A 19,483-nucleotide genomic window follows, 5' to 3' on the forward strand; every position below is an offset into this window, starting at 1 on the left:
TTTTGTTATATTTTTATAAATTTTTAGTTATTTTTTGATAAAAAAAAGAAGATGATTAAATAACTTTTATCTTAATCATCTTCATATAAATTTAAAATTCACAATAATTATTTAATTAGTTTAGCTACACTACTTCTTTCTATAAGCTTTGTATCAATTTCTATTTTCAACGGAACATTTTCTCCTTCATCGTTTATTTTATCTATAAGCCTTCTCACTGCTATACTTCCCATTTCTTCCGTATAAACCTTAACTGTTGTCATATTAGGGTTGCTTAATGAAGAAAATGGTATATCATCAAATCCAATAATAGATATATCTTTTGGTATACTAATACCTTTCTCCTGCATAGCCCTCATAGCGCCAAGTGCAATAATATCATTAAATGCAAATAAAGCCGTTGGCAGCTCTTTTCCTTTATTTTTTTCTAAATATTCCTTCATATCTTTATAAGAACCATCCAAAGTAGGTTCAAGCAATATATCATCTTCTTCTCTAAATTCTAAACCAGCTTCTTCAATAGCTTTTTTAAAGCCTTTATGGCGATATTCAAAATTACTGATATTTATTGAACTTCCTAACATACCTATTCTTTTATGCCCATTATCAATAAAATATTTAGTTGCTCTATAGGCTCCACTAATATTATTAATCACAATATAATCCTGACTCTTAAGTTCAAAATAACTATCTAGCACAACAATTGGAGTATCCAAACCTTCAAAATAAGAGAAATCAGCATCATTCATTTCTGTTGCTAAAAGCAATATTCCATCTATTTTACCTTGATTTATAATTTTCAAGACATTTTCTTTATCATGTTCTCCATGAATAACCTGAGATATTAATAATTCATATCCACTTTCCCTGCATTCCTTCTCACACGCATCTATTAGTGCCGAGAAAAATTGTGTATCAGATACTACATATCCGTGCTTTTTAAAAAGAAGTAATTTCACTACTTTTTCTTCATTCTTTTTATGATTGCGGAAATATCCTAATTCTTCTGCAATTTTAATAATTTTAGATTTAGTTTCTTTCCCAACACCTTTTCTATCATTAAGTGCATTTGATACTGTTCCTGGAGAAACACCAGCTAATTTAGCTATATCCTGCATTATAGTTTTCATTATTACTCTCCTACCTATTTCTTTAACTAATATTATTTTCATACTTACTTAAATATAGTATAAACCATTATTACTAAAAATAAAATATTTATAACTAAATATTTATTTAATCATTTATATAATATACTACAAATTATATAGTCAGTATGAATCACACACACTTTTATTTCTAATTATCACAAAAATTCTCTAAAGCGCACTAATGAGAACTTTAATCAAAATTAACTTTCCCTACTATATGTTAGACAAGCTAATTTCAAACAAGTTCTCATTAAATACTTTTAGCCAAAAACTTTTCGGCTTATTTTTTTCTCATAACAATAACAACATCTTTTTCAAAACTATGCATATAAATTGTTGTTTTTTCATCTTTAACTTCAACACTTGGAATAAATACATTTTTACTTACCATATCAATAATTTTAATATCATATGACGATAAATTCTTGTCTATTCTAACATTTGTATTTGCAGGTACATAAATTAATATTTTATCTTCACCTCTAGTTGATGCCATTCTAATATCATCAGTTGAATTCATGATTTTATCTATAGGAATTAATTCATGAATTCCATATAAATCTAACATATATTTTATATATCCATAATCCCATGCACCTGGATATTTAACAGCATCATTCCAAGGATTAGGACTATCAAAGCCTTCTCCTATTCCTAAACCAAATCTTTTTCCTATCTTATGCCAACTATAAATACCGTGTGCTCCATAGGTTACTCCTGCACAAGCTCCTGAAAGTAAACTCATCCAAGCTGCTCTTCTAACATCAAATTGATAAAACCTACCATACATATTTCTACTATAACCCATTTGCTCGTAACATGGTTCTGAATTTATTATAGGTTTAGCTGGATATTTTTCATAAAAGTTTTTAGCAAGCAAGTAAGGCATAGCTGGATTTTCAGCATTGTGTCCTGATTGATACATATAAAAATCAATAAGTTCAATGAATTCTTCCGGAATAACCTCCAGCCTTCCCCTTATATGTAAAGTCTGCAATAAGTCAGGTGCTAATTTTCTCAATTTATTAGCTGCTTTTAAATAATACTCTTTAGTATCTTCACCATCAAAATCTGTGTCTCCACTAATTACATAAATTGGATTTAAATCCGAAAAAGTTTCATTTACTTTTTCAATATATTTATCTATAAATTCATAGGGCATAATATTATTACTGGACATCTTGCTAAACATCTTGCTAGCCCAAGTATTAGGAACATAATTACACCATAGTACTACAAGTGCTAATTCAAATCCTTTTTCCTTAGCCATTTCACACATATGTCTAGCACGGTCAAAATACTCTTGATTGAATTCAGTAAATTTAAAAATTTTAGGGAAACTATCATCACATGGTAACGGATAATAGTTAAGCTCTGTTCCACTCGCATCCCATTGAGGAAGTATATTTATTTGAATCACGTTGAAGCCTTGAGTTTTTCTTAAATTTAAATAATATTCCCATTCTTCTAATGTAATATTAGTAAATGCACTCCAACAGGTATCTGCTAAATAAAAAAATTGTTTGTTATCTTTTTTAAATATACGACTATTCTTTTCAACTATAATTTGTGACATTTATCTCACCTCAAACATTTTTATAAATAACTATTAATTCTTTTTACTAAAAGCAACATGGTGAAAATTATAAATTAAGCCATATTAATATTATACCTAATCTATCATTTCTGAAATATACACTTCTAAAAGGAGAAGCTATGCACCCCTATAAAGAGTAGCTATTCCATAATAAGGATCTTTCCTGCAATACGGAACTTACCTAAAAAGCCTGCGGCTTTTCTTCCTTAACCCTTAACTTATAATTCTCAACTCTTAACTAACCTATAAATTTAATATTTTACTCTCCACGAATCCAAGCTTTTACTTCTTCTTCAACATCATCATAAAAGTCAGGTTTTAAATTAGGTATATACTTGCAAGCTTCATATATAACTGGTAATACATCCTTATGAATTCCTGTACAATGATGAACGTATGGACCAGTTACAAGCTTATCTTCAAGTCTTGATAGATTTTCTACTTCTACCCATAAATAGGCTCCTTGAATATATGGTCCTTCAATGCCTTTAGCTTTTCCTAATAACATTGAATATTCTCCATTATCTCCATCAAATCTTAATAATGATATATCTCCACCTTCTATTTCAGCATAAGAAGCTCCACTACATCCACTTTCCAAAGCAAATGGTGTTGCAATTTTTGCTTTTTGATTCTTCTTAGTTAAAGATATTGGAAAACATCCACAGTGTTGAAGAAGCTCTCCATTTTTATTAGTTGGATGTACTACAGTCCAATCTGCAAAGAATGGTGAAGCTTGTCCCATAGTTGCCGCTTGAGCTATTACCGAAGTTATTGCTCCATGAATATCGGTTTCACATACAACTGGAATTCCTTCATCAGTCATCAAGGCATTAGCCATACATGGCATAATTTTCAATTCATCCTGAAGAGCTGTCCAACACTGGATAGCAACTGCACTACATCCATATTCGCCTGTTAATTCAGTATATGCAACTTTTAATGCTGCAACATTTTCGACTATTTCTTCTGAAACAGTAATGTCTAATACTTCTTTCATATATTTAATAGTATCTTGTACTTTCTCAGTTTCTTCTGCTTTAACCTTTTTTACTTTTGCTACAAATTCTGTCATTGAAATCGGATAAATTTGAATTCCAAACTTTTCTAACAATTCACCTTCATTACACATCATTGTCCAGAAAGATGATGGACGTGTGGAAATTTGAAGTATTCTTAAACTACCAAGTTCTTTAACCACATTAGTAGCCGCTATGAAATTTCTAATTCCTCTTTCAAAAGCTTCATCCTCTAATGATGAATTTGGAATATAAGTAAATGGTACTTTAAAACGTCTTAATATTTTACCAGTTGCAAATAATCCACATTGGCTGTCTCTAAGTCTTGTTCCATCTGTTAAAGGTGCGTCATCACGAGGTCCCCATAATAATACTGGTAATTGCATCTTTGCAGCTACTTTAGCAACTAAATCCTCTGTCCCAAAATTACAATGTGGAAAGAATAAAGCATCAACCTTTTCTTTTTTGAATTTTTCTATTACTGCTTCTAAATGTGCTTCTGCAAACAACAAGCCTTCTTCATTTATATCATCTATATTTACAAAATCCACTTCTAATTCCTTTAATCTTTCACAAGTTAAATCTTTATATCTTATAGCATCTTCCTTACTAAATATTGATCTACGAGTTGCAGCAACTCCTAATTTAATTTTAAATTCTTTCATTTTGATTCCTCCAATATATTTTTTAATCTAAACGTTTTTACTAACTTTAATATTCTATAAACATCTTTTTTTATTTTTTCATATTCGCTATTCAATCTAAATAAGTAATGAAATATATCTGAAATTTACATTTGAGCAGCAAGCACCTTCTACTTTTTAACTAAAATATTCTGTACAGCCGCAAGCCAACCCTGATATTTTTTTTTTCTAAGATTAGTGTCCATTTTAGATTCAAATTTAATTTTCTTTATCTTATTAAAAATTGTTTTATCATACACTCCAAGCGCCATACCTGCTGCATATGCTACTCCAATTCCTGATAATTCTTCTGAATCTGGAACCTGAACCGCCATTTGGAGTATATCACTTTGAAACTGCATCAAATATTTATTTCCAGTTGGGCCTCCATCTACACAAAGTTCTTCAATCACAATACCAGAATCTTTACTCATGGCTTTTACTACATCTGTGATTTGATACGCTATGGATTCTAATCCAGCCCTCACTATTTCAGCTCTGCCTGTGGTTCTAGTAATTCCTAAAATTGTTCCCGTTGCTTTACTATCCCAATAAGGTGCTCCAAGCCCTGTAAATGCAGGTATTAAATATAACTGATCATCTGAATTCGCTTCAAATGCAACTTGTTCAGTTTCCGTTGGTGACGCAATTAATTTCAGATCATCCTTAAGCCATGTAATAACTGCACCTGTATAGTTTATATTTCCTTCTAACACATAATTAACTTTTCCATTCATCCCCCATGCTAGTGATGTTACTACCCCATGAGTACTTAAAACTGGTTTTTCACCAATATTCATCATAATTGAAGAGCCTGTCCCATATGTAGTTTTAATCCTTCCTGGTTCTAAACATCCTTGTCCAAAAAGTGCTCCATGCGAATCACCTAATACACTATGAATCGGTATTGCCTTATCTAAAAATCCTTCAAAATCTGTTTCTCCAAAGTTTGAATTAGAGTCACATACTTCTGCTAGATTATTTGGGTTTATTCCAAATAATTCACATACTTCTTCGTCCCATTTCAGTTCCATTATATTGAACAGCTGAGTTCTAGAGGCATTTGAATAATCTGTTTTATAAACAGCTCCTTTTGTAAGCTTATAAATTAACCAACTATCCATTGTACCAAAATACAACTTATCAGCTTCAGCCTTTAATTTTGCTCCTTCAACATGTTCAAGTAACCACCATATCTTTGCTGCTGGAAAATAAGGTGATAAATTCATGCCCGTCTTTTGACGAACAAGTTCTGCTTTCTCTATTTTTTCTAAACGTTCACATATCTCCGTTGCTCTAGAACATTGCCATACAATAGCATTATCAATTGATCTTCCTGTTTCTTTATCCCATACAATTGTAGTTTCCCTTTGATTACTTATTCCTACACCTACAATCTCATTTCTATTAACTTTGGCCTTTTTGATCAAATTCTTAACCACTTCAATTGTATTATGATATATTTCCATGGGATTATGAGATACCCAGCCTTTGTCATTAACAATTTGTTCATGTGGTAAATCTGTTCTTTGTACAAGAGTTCCTTCTTCATTAAACAAAAGTGCCTTTGTTCCTTGAGTACTTTGGTCTATTCCTATAATATATTTTGCCATTTACATCACTCCATTGTTACATTCCCTATTTCTTATGAATTAAATCTACTTAATTTAGAAGTTCTTCTGCTACCTTAACTAAATTTTCTGCTGTTAATCCATAGTAATTAAATACTTCTTTAGTATTTCCTGTTATAGGTGCTTCATCTGCTATTCCAAGTATTTTCATTTTTGTAGGAGCCATTTGACAAACAACTTCAGATACTGCTGCCCCAAGACCACCGTAAATACTGTGTTCCTCTATTGTAATAATTCCTTTTGTTTCTTTAGCTGCTTTTATGATTGCTTCATTATCTAAAGGTTTTATAGTGTGCATGCTAAGAACTCTGCAGCCTATGCCTTTAGCGTATAATTCTTTACTTGCATCTAATGCGACTTTGACTGTTTCTCCTGCAGCAATTATTGTAATGTCATTGCCTTCATGAAGCATATTTGATTTTCCGATTTCAAATTCAAAGTTTTCATTTTCATAAACATCTTCTACTGGATTTCTTCCAATTCGAATGTATGCAGGCTTATTATATTTTTGAAAGGCTTCAATCATCTTTTTTGTTTCAAATCTATCTGCTGGAAGCAATACTGCAATATCTGGAATAGCTCTAATAACAGCAATATCTTGAAGTGAATGATGTGTCATCCCTAGTGCGCCATAGCTTACACCACCACTAATTCCGATTAACTTAACATTAGTTTTTGAATATGCAACATCAACTTTTATTTGTTCAACACCTCTCATAGATAAAAAACAAGCTGGCGAAGCAACATAAGGCTTTTTACCACAAGTTGCAAGTCCTGCTGCAATTCCTACTGAATCTTGTTCTGCAATTCCCACTTCAACAAATTGTTCTGGAAATTCAGCGGCAAAGGCTCCCATTGATGCTGATCCTCTAGAATCACAAGTTAAAACCATAATATCTTTATCTTCTTTTGCAAGTTCCATTAATGTATCACATATTACCTGACGATTAGAAATTTTATTCATTATATAGTTCCTCCTTCTAATTCTTTGACAGCTTGATTATATTCCTCTTCTGTTGGAACTCCATGATGCCATTTTACATTGTCTTCCATATAAGAAATTCCTTTACCTTTAATTGTTTTTGCAATAACCATTGTTGGTTTTCCTTCTTTAGCAGGAATCTTATAGAATACTTTTAATAATTCTTCGATGTTGTTTCCATCTACCTCTACTACTTTCCAGCCAAAACTTGTCCATTTACTACTTAAATCTTTTAAGGCCATTACTTCTTCAGTCGTTCCTGATATTTGAAGGCCATTTCGATCAACTATTCCTACTAAATTGTCTAATTTGTAATTAGCAGCTGCCATAGCCCCTTCCCAAACAGAACCTTCAGCTTGTTCTCCATCTCCCATAAGTGTAAAAACTCTATAATTCTTATGATCACGTTTACCTGCCAATGCCATTCCTACAGCTATTGATAATCCATGTCCCAAAGATCCTGTGTTTACTTCAACACCATTATTTTTATTATTAGGATGGCCAATTAATGTAGAACCATATTGACTGTAAGTTTTCAATTTTTCTTTATCAAAGAATCCTTTATCCCCCAAAATATAATAAAGAGATTCTGCAACATGCCCTTTACTTAATATAAATCTATCCCTGTCAGGATCACTAAAATTTTTAGGGTTAATATTTAGTACTTTATAATAAAGTGTTGTTAAAATATCAATACTAGACATAGATCCTCCAACATGACCTGCTTTAGATGAATAAACCATATCAAGAACACCTTTTCTTATTTGTCTTGCTTTTAGTTCTAAGTCTATCACTTCTCTTTCCATAACTCTCCTCCTAAATATTTAGTTTATATAAATTTTCAACTTACTAATTTAGTTTTATTTTGTAATTTTAATTATACCATCACTAATTATTTTAGTAAATATTTTTATTAAATTAACTAAATATTTATTTATCTTTTATTTAAAGACCGAAAATCACTTTATTTGTCTAAATATCTTTTTAATACAAACTCTATAAGCAAGCATTTTTAAATAACTCTTATTTTCATCAATAAATAAAATTTAAAAATTAACTAAAAAAATTTAGTTAATTAATCTAAATACAAAATATGAATCTAATTAATAATTCCTTCATGGATGAAAATCAGTTTCTCTCTAATAAATAGAAAAACCTACGAAAATCCAATTTCTAGATTTTCGCAGGCCTAATGATAGAATCAACTTATATAGATATCCAATTTAAAAACCAAACTTATAAATAGAATATACATTCATCACTGAGAAATTATAATCGTAACACTATAGTAGAAATCAGATACATTTTTCTGGAAGCAGGCATGTGAAATTTAGCTGATGATTGTTCTTAATGGTGGCTTGTTTCATTTTCAGCTTGTCCAAATTTTACATTTGGAACACGCTGAAATGACGATAAGCCGCCATTTAGAACCTTCCAGCGAAAATTTCACTAGTCCTGTGGAAGATAAATGTATCTGATTTCCGTAATTGTTGCATAAGTCTAATTCTCGCTTTAGATATCTACATTATTTATCCTCAAATATTAACTATTAAAATTTATTAACTTTCATGCTAGTATATTGTTCTACCCTTTTCGTCTTCTATTCCAGACATTCTATAAAAATAAGTATTAACTTGGTCTCTCCAATCTCTAGCACTATCCAATTGTATATTAAGTCGTTCAAGAACTTGCTCATATAAAGTCTTATCTATTATATTCGCTAGCTCTTTCCACTTGCTTATAAATTCTTCTACAACTTTGTAACCTTCAAAATGTGTGTCATAAATATGTTGGATAACAGTTTTTCCTGATTTCAATACATGTGTATAAGGAACATGGTGGAAAAATAATAGCAAATCATCTGGACAAGTTTCTAAATTATTATACTTACTTCTAAGTGGTTCATTATATTGACCCGCATAGCCTGTACCACTTTCTAGAGTACGGTCAATTCCAATTCCTTTGCAGTCTGCTCTATGATAAGTTCCCCATGGAGAAAATTCATATCCATCTACATCTGGTCCATAGTGATGTCCTGGTGATACCATCCAGCCTATTCCAAGTGGTGCTGTATAATTTTCATAAGCTCTCCAAGAATTCAATAATATTTTCCTTACATTTTTCATTACTAATTCGTTATCTCCAAAAGTAATGTTAATCCATTCTTCTGAGATTTCTTCACTTGTAAGCTCACTATTCCAAGCAAGTCTTCCATATCCATAAAGATTTGCTTGAGCTAAGAAATGACCTGTCCAAGTTTCATCGCTACCTACATTAACTATTGCATTTATACCACCGACTCTTTTAGCTATGTTACTTTCACTATCCCCATTTGCATAAGTTATAATATTTAATGCTTCTTTCCACAAAGGGATTAAATAGCAAACGTGTTTCTGCTGTCCTGTGTATTCTTGAGTTATTTGAAGTTCCAATAATTTATTAGTTTTATCCATAGCTCCAAATAACGGTGATATTGGTTCTCTAACTTGGAAATCTAATGGACCATTTTTAATTTGAAGATATACATTATCTAAAAATTCTCCATCTAATGGCTCAAAACAATCATATGCTGCCTTAGCTCTATCTATTGAATGATCTCTCCAATCTTGTCTGCAGTTATATACAAAGCATCTCCATATTAATATTCCTCCATATAGTGCCAGTGCTTCTCCAAGCATATTGGCTCCATCTGCATGATTACGTCCATAAGTAAATGGTCCCGGTCTTCCCTCTGAATCAGCCTTTACCATAAACCCACCTAAGTTTGGAATTACACTATATACATATTGAACTTTTTTCTTCCACCATTCTTTCACCTCTTCATCTAAAGGATCAGCAGTCTCTAAATCCTTCAAGGTAATTGGTGCTGCAAAATTAATACTTAAATAAGTTTTAATTCCCCATTTATTAAATATGTCACTGATAGTTTTTACAATATTTATTTTCTTATCTATTAAATATGTTTCAGCTTCATGAACATTAGTATTATTTATGATTGCTCCGTTGATTCCAACTGAAGAAAGCATTCTAGCATAATCATTAATCCTATCTAAATCTGTTGCTACTTGATAGTCATCATTAAATGCTTTTCTTAAAGCTCTACTAGTTGCTGTTATGCCTCCTATTTCCTTCATAACTTCTTTCATAATCTCTTTATTGCGGTTGCTTTCAAAAAGTATAGATGTACCTGCAAATCCACGTTCTATAGTTCCGTCAAGGTTGTCCCAATGGTTTATTAATCTGAGATCTTTCTTTGGATTATCTATGATTTCCATGCCTTTAAGCTGCTTATTTTGTTCAAATAAACGCAATAATGCAAATACTCCATAAAGGATACCAGTATCGTTCCTAGCAGAAACACTTATACATTCAGTTTTTTCATCAGTTACAGTATATTTTATTTTATACCCATCATTAACTAAGCTATTGTCTTCTTTTTTAACTAAACTTATATACTTAAAACCAGTAACATCTTTTTCATTTTCATGAATTACTTGAGTTTTTTCATCATTATCACTTCCTTTAAGTGCTCTCTTTAGTTCTGATAATGCTGAATCTATGATTTCACTTTTGCAAGAAACATAAATCTCTTCAAGGTATTCTTTATACTTACTATTTTTTATTCCATCATGATTTAACCAACAAGAATATAATTTACTCTCTTTGTCTATCATCTTAATTACCTCCACTTTTTTACTACACTGCTAATTAATCTGTATTGCATAATTGCTCCGTATTTCATAATTGTTCCGTATTGCAGCATAGCTGCTCTTTTTATATGTGACTAACTCTTAACTCCTACTTATAACTGTTTTCTAAGACTTTCCAAAATTCCATTTAAGTATGCCACTCCAAGGGCTCTATCATAAAGTCCATATCCAGGCATAGCTACTTCTCCCCAAATCATACGTCCATGATCTGGTCTTACAATTCCTTTAAATCCGATTTCATATAAGGCTTTCATAATTTCATACATATCTAAAGATCCATCAGAAGATAAATGTGCAGCTTCATCAAATTTTCCTGGAGCAATATGCTTAATGTTTCTAACATGGGCAAAATGAATTTTTCCCTTTAATGCTCTTATGATATCTGGAATATCGTTATTCATATTAGAACCTAATGACCCTGTACACAAGGTAACTCCATTACAAGGACTGTCCACCATAGTTACTAATCTTAATAAATTTTCCTTACAAGTCATAATTCTTGGAAGTCCAAATACTGGCCAAGATGGATCATCTGGATGTATTGCCATTTTTATATTATATTTTTCACAGGTTGGCATTATTGCTTCTAAGAAGTACTTTAAGTTGTTAAATAATTTTTCATTATCTACATCTTTATAAAGTTCAAATAATTCTTTAATTTTAGCCATACGTTCTGGCTCCCAACCTGGAAGCATAAATCCATTGGCTTTTGAATCCATAGAAGATAATAAGTTTTCAGGATTGATTTTATCTACAAGTTCTTGATCGTAAGATAACACTGTTGAACCATCAGGTCTTACTTTAGCAAGATCAGATCTTGTCCAATCAAATACAGGCATGAAATTATAACAAACAACATCTATCCCTTCTTGCCCAAGTCTTTCTAAAGTAGTAATATAATTAGCAATATATTTATCTCTATCAGGTGCACCAACCTTAATCGAATCATGTATATTAACGCTTTCTATTCCTGCAACTCTTAAGCCTGCCGCTTCAACTTCTGCCTTCATCTCTTTAATTCTCTCTAATGGCCACACTTCTCCAGGCATTGTGTCATATAAGGTAGTAACTACTCCTGTTACTCCTGGAATTTGTCTAATTTGTTCTAATGTTACTGAATCTGCTTCTTTTCCAAACCATCTTAGTGTCATTTCCATAATTATTTTCTTTCCTTTCTTAAGCCATAAATGCAATAAACGCATTTAATTCACCCTTATTTTACCTTCTCAATTTATAATTTGATTATAAAAGTTCTAATTAGAATTATACATCTCAATTTACGAAATTAGGTAAAAATTTCATAAATTGATAATTAAAATAAATATTTTTTACTTAGTCCATTTTGACTTTTTAATTTACTTCCCAAAAGTCTCCAGCTAAGCCTTCTATAATAGATCCACTCGCCCATGGCATCAAACAAAACCATGTACTAGCGAGAGAACCGTCACTATATCTTTCTGATAGCAGCCCTTGAGAATGACAGAACCTCTCAGACATCCAACCTTTTTTTCCATAATCAAATTCTTTATCATAGGTGTTATAGGTTTGACATCCCCAGCCAATAGTATCCAACATACGAGCTTTCACATATTTGTCTTCAGTATTTTTCACTAGGTACAATAATTCATCCACAATATTACTTGACATTGGATGAATATGTGGATTAGCAATAGACGTTACACTCCCTCCACAGCTTGACCACCTATTTTTACTAAGTGGCGGAACTTTAATTGGAGAATTATAGCAGAACTTAAAAGAAAATTCATAATCCATTGCATCTTTCATATGTTGCAAATAAATTTTTTCACCTGTTAATGCATGTATAAATCTGATAGCTTTTATATAAGCTAAGATCCCCTCAGAATCAGTAGCTTTATCTGTATCAAGAGGCCCTCCATAACATTCCATATGCTTAATATAGGTTTCATAATAATGCCTTTCGCTTTTCATCAAACTATCTAAGTGTGATTTATCACCTGTAAGATAGCAATAATATGCTAAAGCTGCCATACACCATGTACCACTAAAGGAATCATATTCAATTCCTGCACCAGTTTTTTCTGATAATATGAAAGGATATTCATTATCTGTATTTTTAGTCTTCTCAATTTTCATAAGAATAGAATTTACAAAGGCCAGCCACTCCTCATGATGGCAGTTCTTAATTTTAATTTCATAGTCATAAGCCTTTAAAATATAAAAAAGCGCCTGCCCTATCAAGTAGGAACTGTGTCCTGGTGTATGCATTCCATCAAACCACCAGCCATAATTGCTCCATTTTCCATTGTCATAAGCTCCAAAAGGCAATCCGGTGACAGAATTCAATGAATTATTCACAATGTTTGTTATACAAGCTAGTGCTTGTTCACGCATAGACTCATTCTCAAGCCTTAGTGCCGCCATCAATATAGGGGTTGCAACTGATAATCCATTGGTCCAAGTTATAGATATGATTTTGTTATACCTATAATCTCCACTATTTTCATTCTCAAAAACTTGTCCTGAATAACTACTATCTTCAGGAAGCCATGCATCTTGGTAAACTGCCAGTGATAAATCTTCAACTGTTGTCTTTATATCACTTGCCTTTCTTGGCTTTTGATGATATCTATAATAAACTTCTTCAATTACAGGATTTATATCCAGCTCACTTTTTGCATCAAACTCATATACCTCCATTGCTACTTCAATAATTTCTCCTGGTTCCAATTCGAAGCAATTTTCGCTTAAAGAAGTTCTCTCTCTAACATCATGTGATTTTATAAATAACCATGGTGCATTTTCATACCCTAACGTATAGCCTATAGTCCCTTTCTCTAATGAGCAAGTATATCCTGCATATTGATAAAATTCACTGTCTACTTCTGGTTTCCATTGCTGTTTCATCCCATTTTTATTAATAAAATATGGACTTGCACAAAATCCGTATATTTTATTGCTATCATACACCAAAGCTACTGGATGAGATAGTCTATCACTTCTTACCATCCATGAAGGAGATGATGGACGCTTTATCTCCTCCCTAAATCTTGGAAATTCATTAGGAACATTCTGTGGACACTCACCACGATTCCTTCCGTACATAAATGCAGGCATAAAATAGCGCGGACTTACTTTATTAAATTTTAACTCTAAATGAATAACTCCTGACCAATTTATTTTATTTTCATTGTTAATGACTACTTTTACTTGAAATGGATTCTTTATACTTCCATTTCCGCCTACTACATCTATAGATGCTTTTAATCCATGCTCCTTCAATGGAAGATAATCTATGTTCTCTTGTTCTTTATTTCTTGCTGTCATAATAAATTCCATGTTAATCACCACCTAACAATCATTCATGCAATCTTAATTCCTTGCATTTTATAATTATAATTTCGCATTTTATTAGCTTACTAAACAATACTTTATGCTTAAAAAACAAAAGCATAGCTATGATAAATTAACTATACTTTTGCCATTTAACTATTTTACCCCTTCATTCCTGTTGTCGCGATTCCTTCTACAAAATGCTTCTGGGCAAAGAAGAATATTAAAATACAAGGTAATATACTTACTAATGCCATAGCCATTATCTGACTCCAGTTAACTGAGGCTGATGCATCAAGTGATATCCTAAGTGCTAGAGGTAAAGTCAACTTATTAACACTATTAATGTAAACTAAAGAATTAAAGAAATCATTCCATGTCCACATAAATTGAAATATTCCTGCTGAGAATAATGCTGGTTTACTTAATGGCAACATAATTCTTAAAAATATAGTAAAGGAATTACAGCCATCAATTGTTGCTGCCTCGTCCAATTCTCTTGGTACGCCTCTAAAAAATTGAACTAACATAAAGATGAAAAATGGATATCCAGCAAAAATTGCAGGTACAATAAATGGATTATAGCTATCAATCCAACCTAAATCTCTAAATAGCATATATTTAGGGATTATAACAACAGCATTTGGAAGCATAAGTGTAGATATCATAAGCGCAAATAATATCTTTTTAAATGGAAATTTAAATCTTGCAAAACCATAAGCCACCACAGCACTTGACATAACTGTAAATAGTACAGTTGGTATAACAAGCTTTATTGTATTAAGGAAAAATGTGCTATACCCATATTGTCCAGTTCCTTTCCAACCTTGAATATAGGAATCAAACGTAAAAGCTTTAGGAAGTAGTGCTGCGGAACCAAATAATTCATCATTACCTTTAAAGGAAGCGAAGAAAAGCCACACAACAGGGTAAATCATAACTATTCCAACTATTATTAAAATTGCATATCTAAGAATTGTGCTTCTTGATTTTTTTTTCATTAGAAATCGCCTCCATCATCATAATAAACCCATTTCTTTGAACTTTTAAATATTATAACTGTGAAGAACAATATTATTAAAAATAGAACCCAAGATAAAGCAGATGCATATCCCATTTTAAAATATCTAAAAGCTTCTAAGTACAACTTCATTCCATATAAATAAGTTGATTGCATAGGTCCACCGCCTGTGATTACAAAGGCTGATGTAAATTCTTGGAATGACCCAACTAATTGCATAATAACGTTAAAAAATACTATTGGTGTCAACATTGGTATAGTAATAGTGAAGAACATTCTAAACTTTGATGCACCATCCATTATTCCAGCCTCATATAATTCCGCTGGTATCTGTTTTAATCCAGCAAGAAATAATACCATTGAAGAACCAAATTGCCATACAGTTAGAATATCTAATGTAAATAATGCTAAACTAGGACTCCCTATCCAATCTAAAGGTGGTATTGAAAATATAGATAAAATCTGATTTATTGTCCCATCCTTCATAAATAAGAAACGCCATAATACTGATACTGCAACACTTCCTCCAAGTATAGATGGAATATAATATATAGTTCTAAAAGCATTTATAAATTTTAATTTTGAATTTAAAATCATTGCAATAAGTAACGCAAAAGCTAATTTTGCAGGGACAGATGTAAATACATATATTATTGTCACACTTAGAGATTTCCAGAATTCTGGATCTATTGTAAATATACGAATATAATTATCTAAACCAACAAATTTAGGTGTTCCACCTAAACTTAAATTTGTAAATGAATAATAAAATGATGAAATCAAAGGGTATAATTGAAAGCCAATAAATCCCAATAACCATGGAGCTATATATAATAATCCAGTATATTTTTTTAATACCTTACTTTTCTTGCGGGTAACACTACTCTTTAAATTAATTGCTGTATTTTGTTCCACGTAAAAACCTCCTACCTTTACTTCAAATCAATAGCTTGAAATAGCTAATTATTTATACAGTAAAAGCTCCAGCTTAATATATAACTCTTTCCTTAGAAAAGTTAATATACTCAATGGAAATTAAGCTTATTTGCTGGAGCTTTCTAAAAATAACATTGCCATGTGTTGATTAATTCTAGTTTGCAGCGCTCTTCAATTCTTTTAATTTATTTTCATAAAGCTTAATCAAGTCATCCGCTGCTTGTTCAGGTGTAAACTTTTTATATGCAACATTTTCAATTTCAGTCAATAAAATATTTCTTATTTCTGAATTACTAGAAACACCATTATATATTAATCCTGGATTTTTTGTTGCTGCTTCAACAGCTTTAACTGCTAATGGGTTTACTTTATTTGCATCTAATGCAGCTTTTCTTGAAGCTTCTACAGGAGGTATAGATCTAACATCTCCTAAAATTTTAGCTGCTTCCTTATCATTAAAGAAAAAGTTCATAAACTTTGCTGCTTCTTTTGCATTAGCAGATTTTTTATTAATACAAAGTAAAGTCGCTGGTCTTACTACTATTCCTGAACTTTTTGCATCTTTAGGCACTGGATATAATGTAACATCTGCACTATCTCCTAAAGTACCAGTAAGCACTCCTATACCAGCTGCCCAAGTAAATGCACCACCAAATTGCTTATTTATCCATGCAGTATTTTGCTCTGGTTTAGATTTAAAAGTGAAGCTTTGCTCTGCTGGTTGTACAATTCCTTCATCAAATAACTTCTTTTCAAGTTCAAAAGCTTGAGTAAGTGTAGCTTTGTCAAATCCAATTGTATAATCATCTTTTATCCATTGTTGTCCAGTTTTTTGGATAACATATGGCATAATAATAAAGTCAATAAAATTATTTTGTTCAGCATTTATTAAGTAATTGTTACTATTTTGTGCATGAACTTTCTTTCCTTCTTCAATTAATTTATCCCAATCTAAATCTTTAGTTATATCTGCATTAGCAACTTTTAAAATATCCTTATTGTAAATTACAGTTAATGCATTTAATCCCATTGGCAATCCTTGAATTTTTCCATTAAGTGTACAATAACCATCTAAGAATTTTTTATCAAACCCACTCATGTCAATTGTGTCTTTAAATTCATTTAAGTCGTAAAACATTTCCCCCTGTTTTGCATAATCATAAATCCAAGGATTATCTACTTGGATAAGATCTGGTGCAGTACCACCACCTAATTGAGTTGATAATTTATCTTGATATCCATCAACACCACCATATTCTGCTTCTATCTTAACATTAGGATTTTGTTTCATATACAAATCTATTGCATCTAAAGTTGCCTTATGACGTACATCGCTTCCCCACCAAGAAAATCTTAGAGTAACTTGTTCTCCTTTGCTACTATCTTTAGCAGCATCTTTTGAAGAGCTGCCACACCCCACAAACATAGATGCCGTTATTGAGAGGGCACATAAAATACCAATGATTCTTTTTCTATTTTTCATAAATATCCTCCTAAATCTTATATAGTGGTAAACACACTAAAATTTCACTAATTGCTGCAGCTTTAATGTTATTCTATCACATATGTAATTCTTTACATAAGTGATCTATTATTAGAAATGGTATCGTTTTAACAGGACTTTTTTTATAATAAATACTAAAAGGTATCGTTTTCTTATGATTAGTGTCAATATCTCATAATTGTAAACATCTTCACACTTTAAATTTCTGTATCATATTTGTCAACTTTTGTGCAAGTTCTGCTTGACCTTCTGCAGATTTAGCAACATCATTAATAGCAAAAGTCACTTCATTAACACTATTTGATATATCCTCCGAACTTGTAGCTGATTTTTCTGCTGTCCCAGAGACATTTTGAAATGCATATGATATTTGTTCAACTAATTCATTCATTTGCTTTGAAGATGCTGAGATTTCATTTATTATACCATCCATAAATTTTGCATCATCTTCATACTGAATACCTGTTTTATTAAGAAACTCATAATTAGATTTTACATTATTATCTATAAACACAAGTACATCTTGACTACTTTTTGATAATTTCGTCACCGCTAGCTGTACTTTAGTTACCATGGCTTGTATATTCATTACTACCTCAGAAGATTGCTCCGCTAAATTCCTCACTTCATTAGCAACAACTGCAAACCCTTTACCTTGTTCTCCAGCTCTAGCAGCTTCAATTGCTGCATTTAATGCTAATAAATTAGTCTGTTCTGCAATACTTCCAATAGAATCTGCCATCATCCTAACTTCATTCACTACTTTTGCTTCTTCAATAGCATTTAATATGTGAGATCTATTTTCCATATATATTGAATTGCTTTCCTTTATTTCATTTGCTGCTTTATCTTTTATGTACAATGCACGCTTTTTAATATCATTTACAGAACCTGCTGCATCATTTGCTCTATTGGCAAGACTATTTGTGTTTGCTGTTATCTCTTCTGTTGATGCACTAACTTCTTCAGTTGTAGAACTCAAGTCCTGCACCCCTGCAGATATTTCTTCTATTGACTCATTTATAGATTCCATTTTAGCTGAGACTTCTTCTACTGTAGCTGATAATTCCTCACTTGTTGCCCCCATATCACTTGCATTATGCATTATTTCATTTATTAGACTCTTTATATTATTATTAGCTTTATTTAATGCATTAGAAAGATTTCCAAACTCATCTTTTGAACTGATTTTTATTGATTTGGTTAAATCACCATTACCAATTGCTTCTGCAAAATTCAAAACTTTTTTTATTTGTTTAGATATCCATATAGCTATTAACGTCCCTAACATAATAGCTATAACTAAATTTACAGTTCCTATCATAATTATTTTATAAATAGCACTCTGATATGTAAAATTATTTTCTTTATATAAATCATCAGCTTGATTTGTATTAATTCTAATTAAATTGCCTAAGTGATTATATAAGGCTGTCTTAACAGGTCCTAAATTAAGATATTTGTCATCAGCTTCACTATAATTATTTTCCTTTGCTAATTTCATAATTAATTCACTTGAATCTTTATACAATTTTATATCCTCTTTTATTAAAGCTAATGCGTTTTTTTCTTCATCAGATAATGCTGTTTTTTCATAGGTAGCTATAATTTCTTCATTTTCTTCATATAATCTCTTAACTTCCTTTTCAGCAGCTTCATTTTGATTATTTATATTTCGCTGAGCATCAATTTTTAAAATATCAAATCGAATATCTGCTATATTCTGCCTTATAGTTGTTAATTGTTTTATGGACTCAAGATTATCATTATGCATTTTATCTGCATTAACTTTGATTAGTTTCATATTCATTATTCCAACACCTCCTGCTAAAACAATAAATAATGCTACTAAAACAAATGCAGAAATTAGTTTTTGTATAGTTTTTAGATTTTTAAACCACTTCACAAAATATCCCTCCAAATTTTCTCTCGTAATT

Annotated in this window: 13 protein-coding genes; all 13 read right to left on the reverse strand. The window is 31.2% G+C overall.

The annotated features are described in order from the left end of the window. Nucleotides 1-107 precede the first annotated feature (107 nt). Nucleotides 108-1,172 (reverse strand): substrate-binding domain-containing protein, encoded by a 1,065-nt coding sequence (locus CSPA_RS23470; RefSeq protein ID WP_242838572.1) that lies wholly within the window; start codon nucleotides 1,170-1,172, stop codon nucleotides 108-110. Between the two features lie 259 nt (nucleotides 1,173-1,431). Further along, nucleotides 1,432-2,727 carry a glycoside hydrolase family 140 protein gene (locus CSPA_RS23475; RefSeq protein ID WP_015394892.1) on the reverse strand — a complete coding sequence of 432 codons (1,296 nt, stop codon included), beginning with the start codon at nucleotides 2,725-2,727 and terminating at the stop codon, nucleotides 1,432-1,434. A gap of 280 nt (nucleotides 2,728-3,007) precedes the next feature. Next, nucleotides 3,008-4,432 carry an L-fucose/L-arabinose isomerase family protein gene (locus CSPA_RS23480; protein WP_015394893.1) on the reverse strand — a complete coding sequence of 475 codons (1,425 nt, stop codon included), beginning with the start codon at nucleotides 4,430-4,432 and terminating at the stop codon, nucleotides 3,008-3,010. A gap of 149 nt (nucleotides 4,433-4,581) precedes the next feature. Next, complete coding sequence (locus CSPA_RS23485) at nucleotides 4,582-6,063, reverse strand: FGGY-family carbohydrate kinase (RefSeq protein WP_015394894.1); 1,482 nt, start codon at nucleotides 6,061-6,063, stop codon at nucleotides 4,582-4,584. A 49-nt stretch (nucleotides 6,064-6,112) separates the two neighbouring features. Then, nucleotides 6,113-7,045, reverse strand: a complete 933-nt coding sequence (locus tag CSPA_RS23490) for a transketolase family protein (RefSeq protein WP_015394895.1) — start codon at nucleotides 7,043-7,045, stop codon at nucleotides 6,113-6,115. Beyond that, nucleotides 7,045-7,869 carry a transketolase gene (locus CSPA_RS23495; protein WP_015394896.1) on the reverse strand — a complete coding sequence of 275 codons (825 nt, stop codon included), beginning with the start codon at nucleotides 7,867-7,869 and terminating at the stop codon, nucleotides 7,045-7,047. Before CSPA_RS23495 ends, CSPA_RS23490 begins: the two co-directional genes overlap by 1 nt. A gap of 765 nt (nucleotides 7,870-8,634) precedes the next feature. After that, the gene (locus CSPA_RS23500; RefSeq protein WP_015394897.1) at nucleotides 8,635-10,737 is read right to left on the reverse strand and encodes an alpha-glucuronidase family glycosyl hydrolase; all 2,103 of its coding nucleotides are present in this window, start codon (nucleotides 10,735-10,737) and stop codon (nucleotides 8,635-8,637) included. A 128-nt stretch (nucleotides 10,738-10,865) separates the two neighbouring features. Then, nucleotides 10,866-11,930 carry a mannonate dehydratase gene (gene uxuA / locus CSPA_RS23505; protein WP_026106330.1) on the reverse strand — a complete coding sequence of 355 codons (1,065 nt, stop codon included), beginning with the start codon at nucleotides 11,928-11,930 and terminating at the stop codon, nucleotides 10,866-10,868. A 193-nt stretch (nucleotides 11,931-12,123) separates the two neighbouring features. Then, nucleotides 12,124-14,091, reverse strand: coding sequence for a hypothetical protein (locus CSPA_RS23510; protein ID WP_015394899.1), 1,968 nt, complete (start codon nucleotides 14,089-14,091; stop codon nucleotides 12,124-12,126). Nucleotides 14,092-14,246: 155 nt separating this feature from the next. Further along, on the reverse strand, nucleotides 14,247-15,086 hold the full coding sequence (locus tag CSPA_RS23515; RefSeq protein WP_015394900.1) for a carbohydrate ABC transporter permease: 840 nt from the start codon (nucleotides 15,084-15,086) through the stop codon (nucleotides 14,247-14,249). Beyond that, a complete protein-coding gene (locus tag CSPA_RS23520) occupies nucleotides 15,086-16,021 on the reverse strand; it encodes a carbohydrate ABC transporter permease (protein WP_015394901.1) in 936 nt (311 codons plus the stop codon). The genes CSPA_RS23515 and CSPA_RS23520 overlap by 1 nt, the downstream gene beginning before the upstream one ends. Before the next feature lie 175 nt (nucleotides 16,022-16,196). Then, complete coding sequence (locus tag CSPA_RS23525; protein ID WP_015394902.1) at nucleotides 16,197-17,525, reverse strand: ABC transporter substrate-binding protein; 1,329 nt, start codon at nucleotides 17,523-17,525, stop codon at nucleotides 16,197-16,199. A gap of 211 nt (nucleotides 17,526-17,736) precedes the next feature. Continuing rightward, nucleotides 17,737-19,452 (reverse strand): methyl-accepting chemotaxis protein, encoded by a 1,716-nt coding sequence (locus CSPA_RS23530; protein WP_015394903.1) that lies wholly within the window; start codon nucleotides 19,450-19,452, stop codon nucleotides 17,737-17,739. Nucleotides 19,453-19,483: the final 31 nt, after the last annotated feature.

This window comes from Clostridium saccharoperbutylacetonicum N1-4(HMT), from assembly GCF_000340885.1.
GTDB lineage: Bacteria > Bacillota > Clostridia > Clostridiales > Clostridiaceae > Clostridium > Clostridium saccharoperbutylacetonicum.

Excerpts from the sequence above, each read along its gene's own strand:
- CSPA_RS23500 (WP_015394897.1), bottom strand. The coding sequence starts at position 10,737 with ATGATAGACAAAGAGAGTAAATTATATTCTTGTTGGTTAAATCATGAT.
- CSPA_RS23480 (WP_015394893.1), bottom strand. The coding sequence starts at position 4,432 with ATGAAAGAATTTAAAATTAAATTAGGAGTTGCTGCAACTCGTAGATCA.
- CSPA_RS23490 (WP_015394895.1), bottom strand. The coding sequence starts at position 7,045 with ATGAATAAAATTTCTAATCGTCAGGTAATATGTGATACATTAATGGAA.
- CSPA_RS23525 (WP_015394902.1), bottom strand. The coding sequence starts at position 17,525 with ATGAAAAATAGAAAAAGAATCATTGGTATTTTATGTGCCCTCTCAATA.
- CSPA_RS23495 (WP_015394896.1), bottom strand. The coding sequence starts at position 7,869 with ATGGAAAGAGAAGTGATAGACTTAGAACTAAAAGCAAGACAAATAAGA.
- uxuA (WP_026106330.1), bottom strand. The coding sequence starts at position 11,930 with ATGGAAATGACACTAAGATGGTTTGGAAAAGAAGCAGATTCAGTAACA.
- CSPA_RS23510 (WP_015394899.1), bottom strand. The coding sequence starts at position 14,091 with ATGGAATTTATTATGACAGCAAGAAATAAAGAACAAGAGAACATAGAT.
- CSPA_RS23470 (WP_242838572.1), bottom strand. The coding sequence starts at position 1,172 with ATGAAAATAATATTAGTTAAAGAAATAGGTAGGAGAGTAATAATGAAA.
- CSPA_RS23515 (WP_015394900.1), bottom strand. The coding sequence starts at position 15,086 with ATGAAAAAAAAATCAAGAAGCACAATTCTTAGATATGCAATTTTAATA.
- CSPA_RS23485 (WP_015394894.1), bottom strand. The coding sequence starts at position 6,063 with ATGGCAAAATATATTATAGGAATAGACCAAAGTACTCAAGGAACAAAG.
- CSPA_RS23475 (WP_015394892.1), bottom strand. The coding sequence starts at position 2,727 with ATGTCACAAATTATAGTTGAAAAGAATAGTCGTATATTTAAAAAAGAT.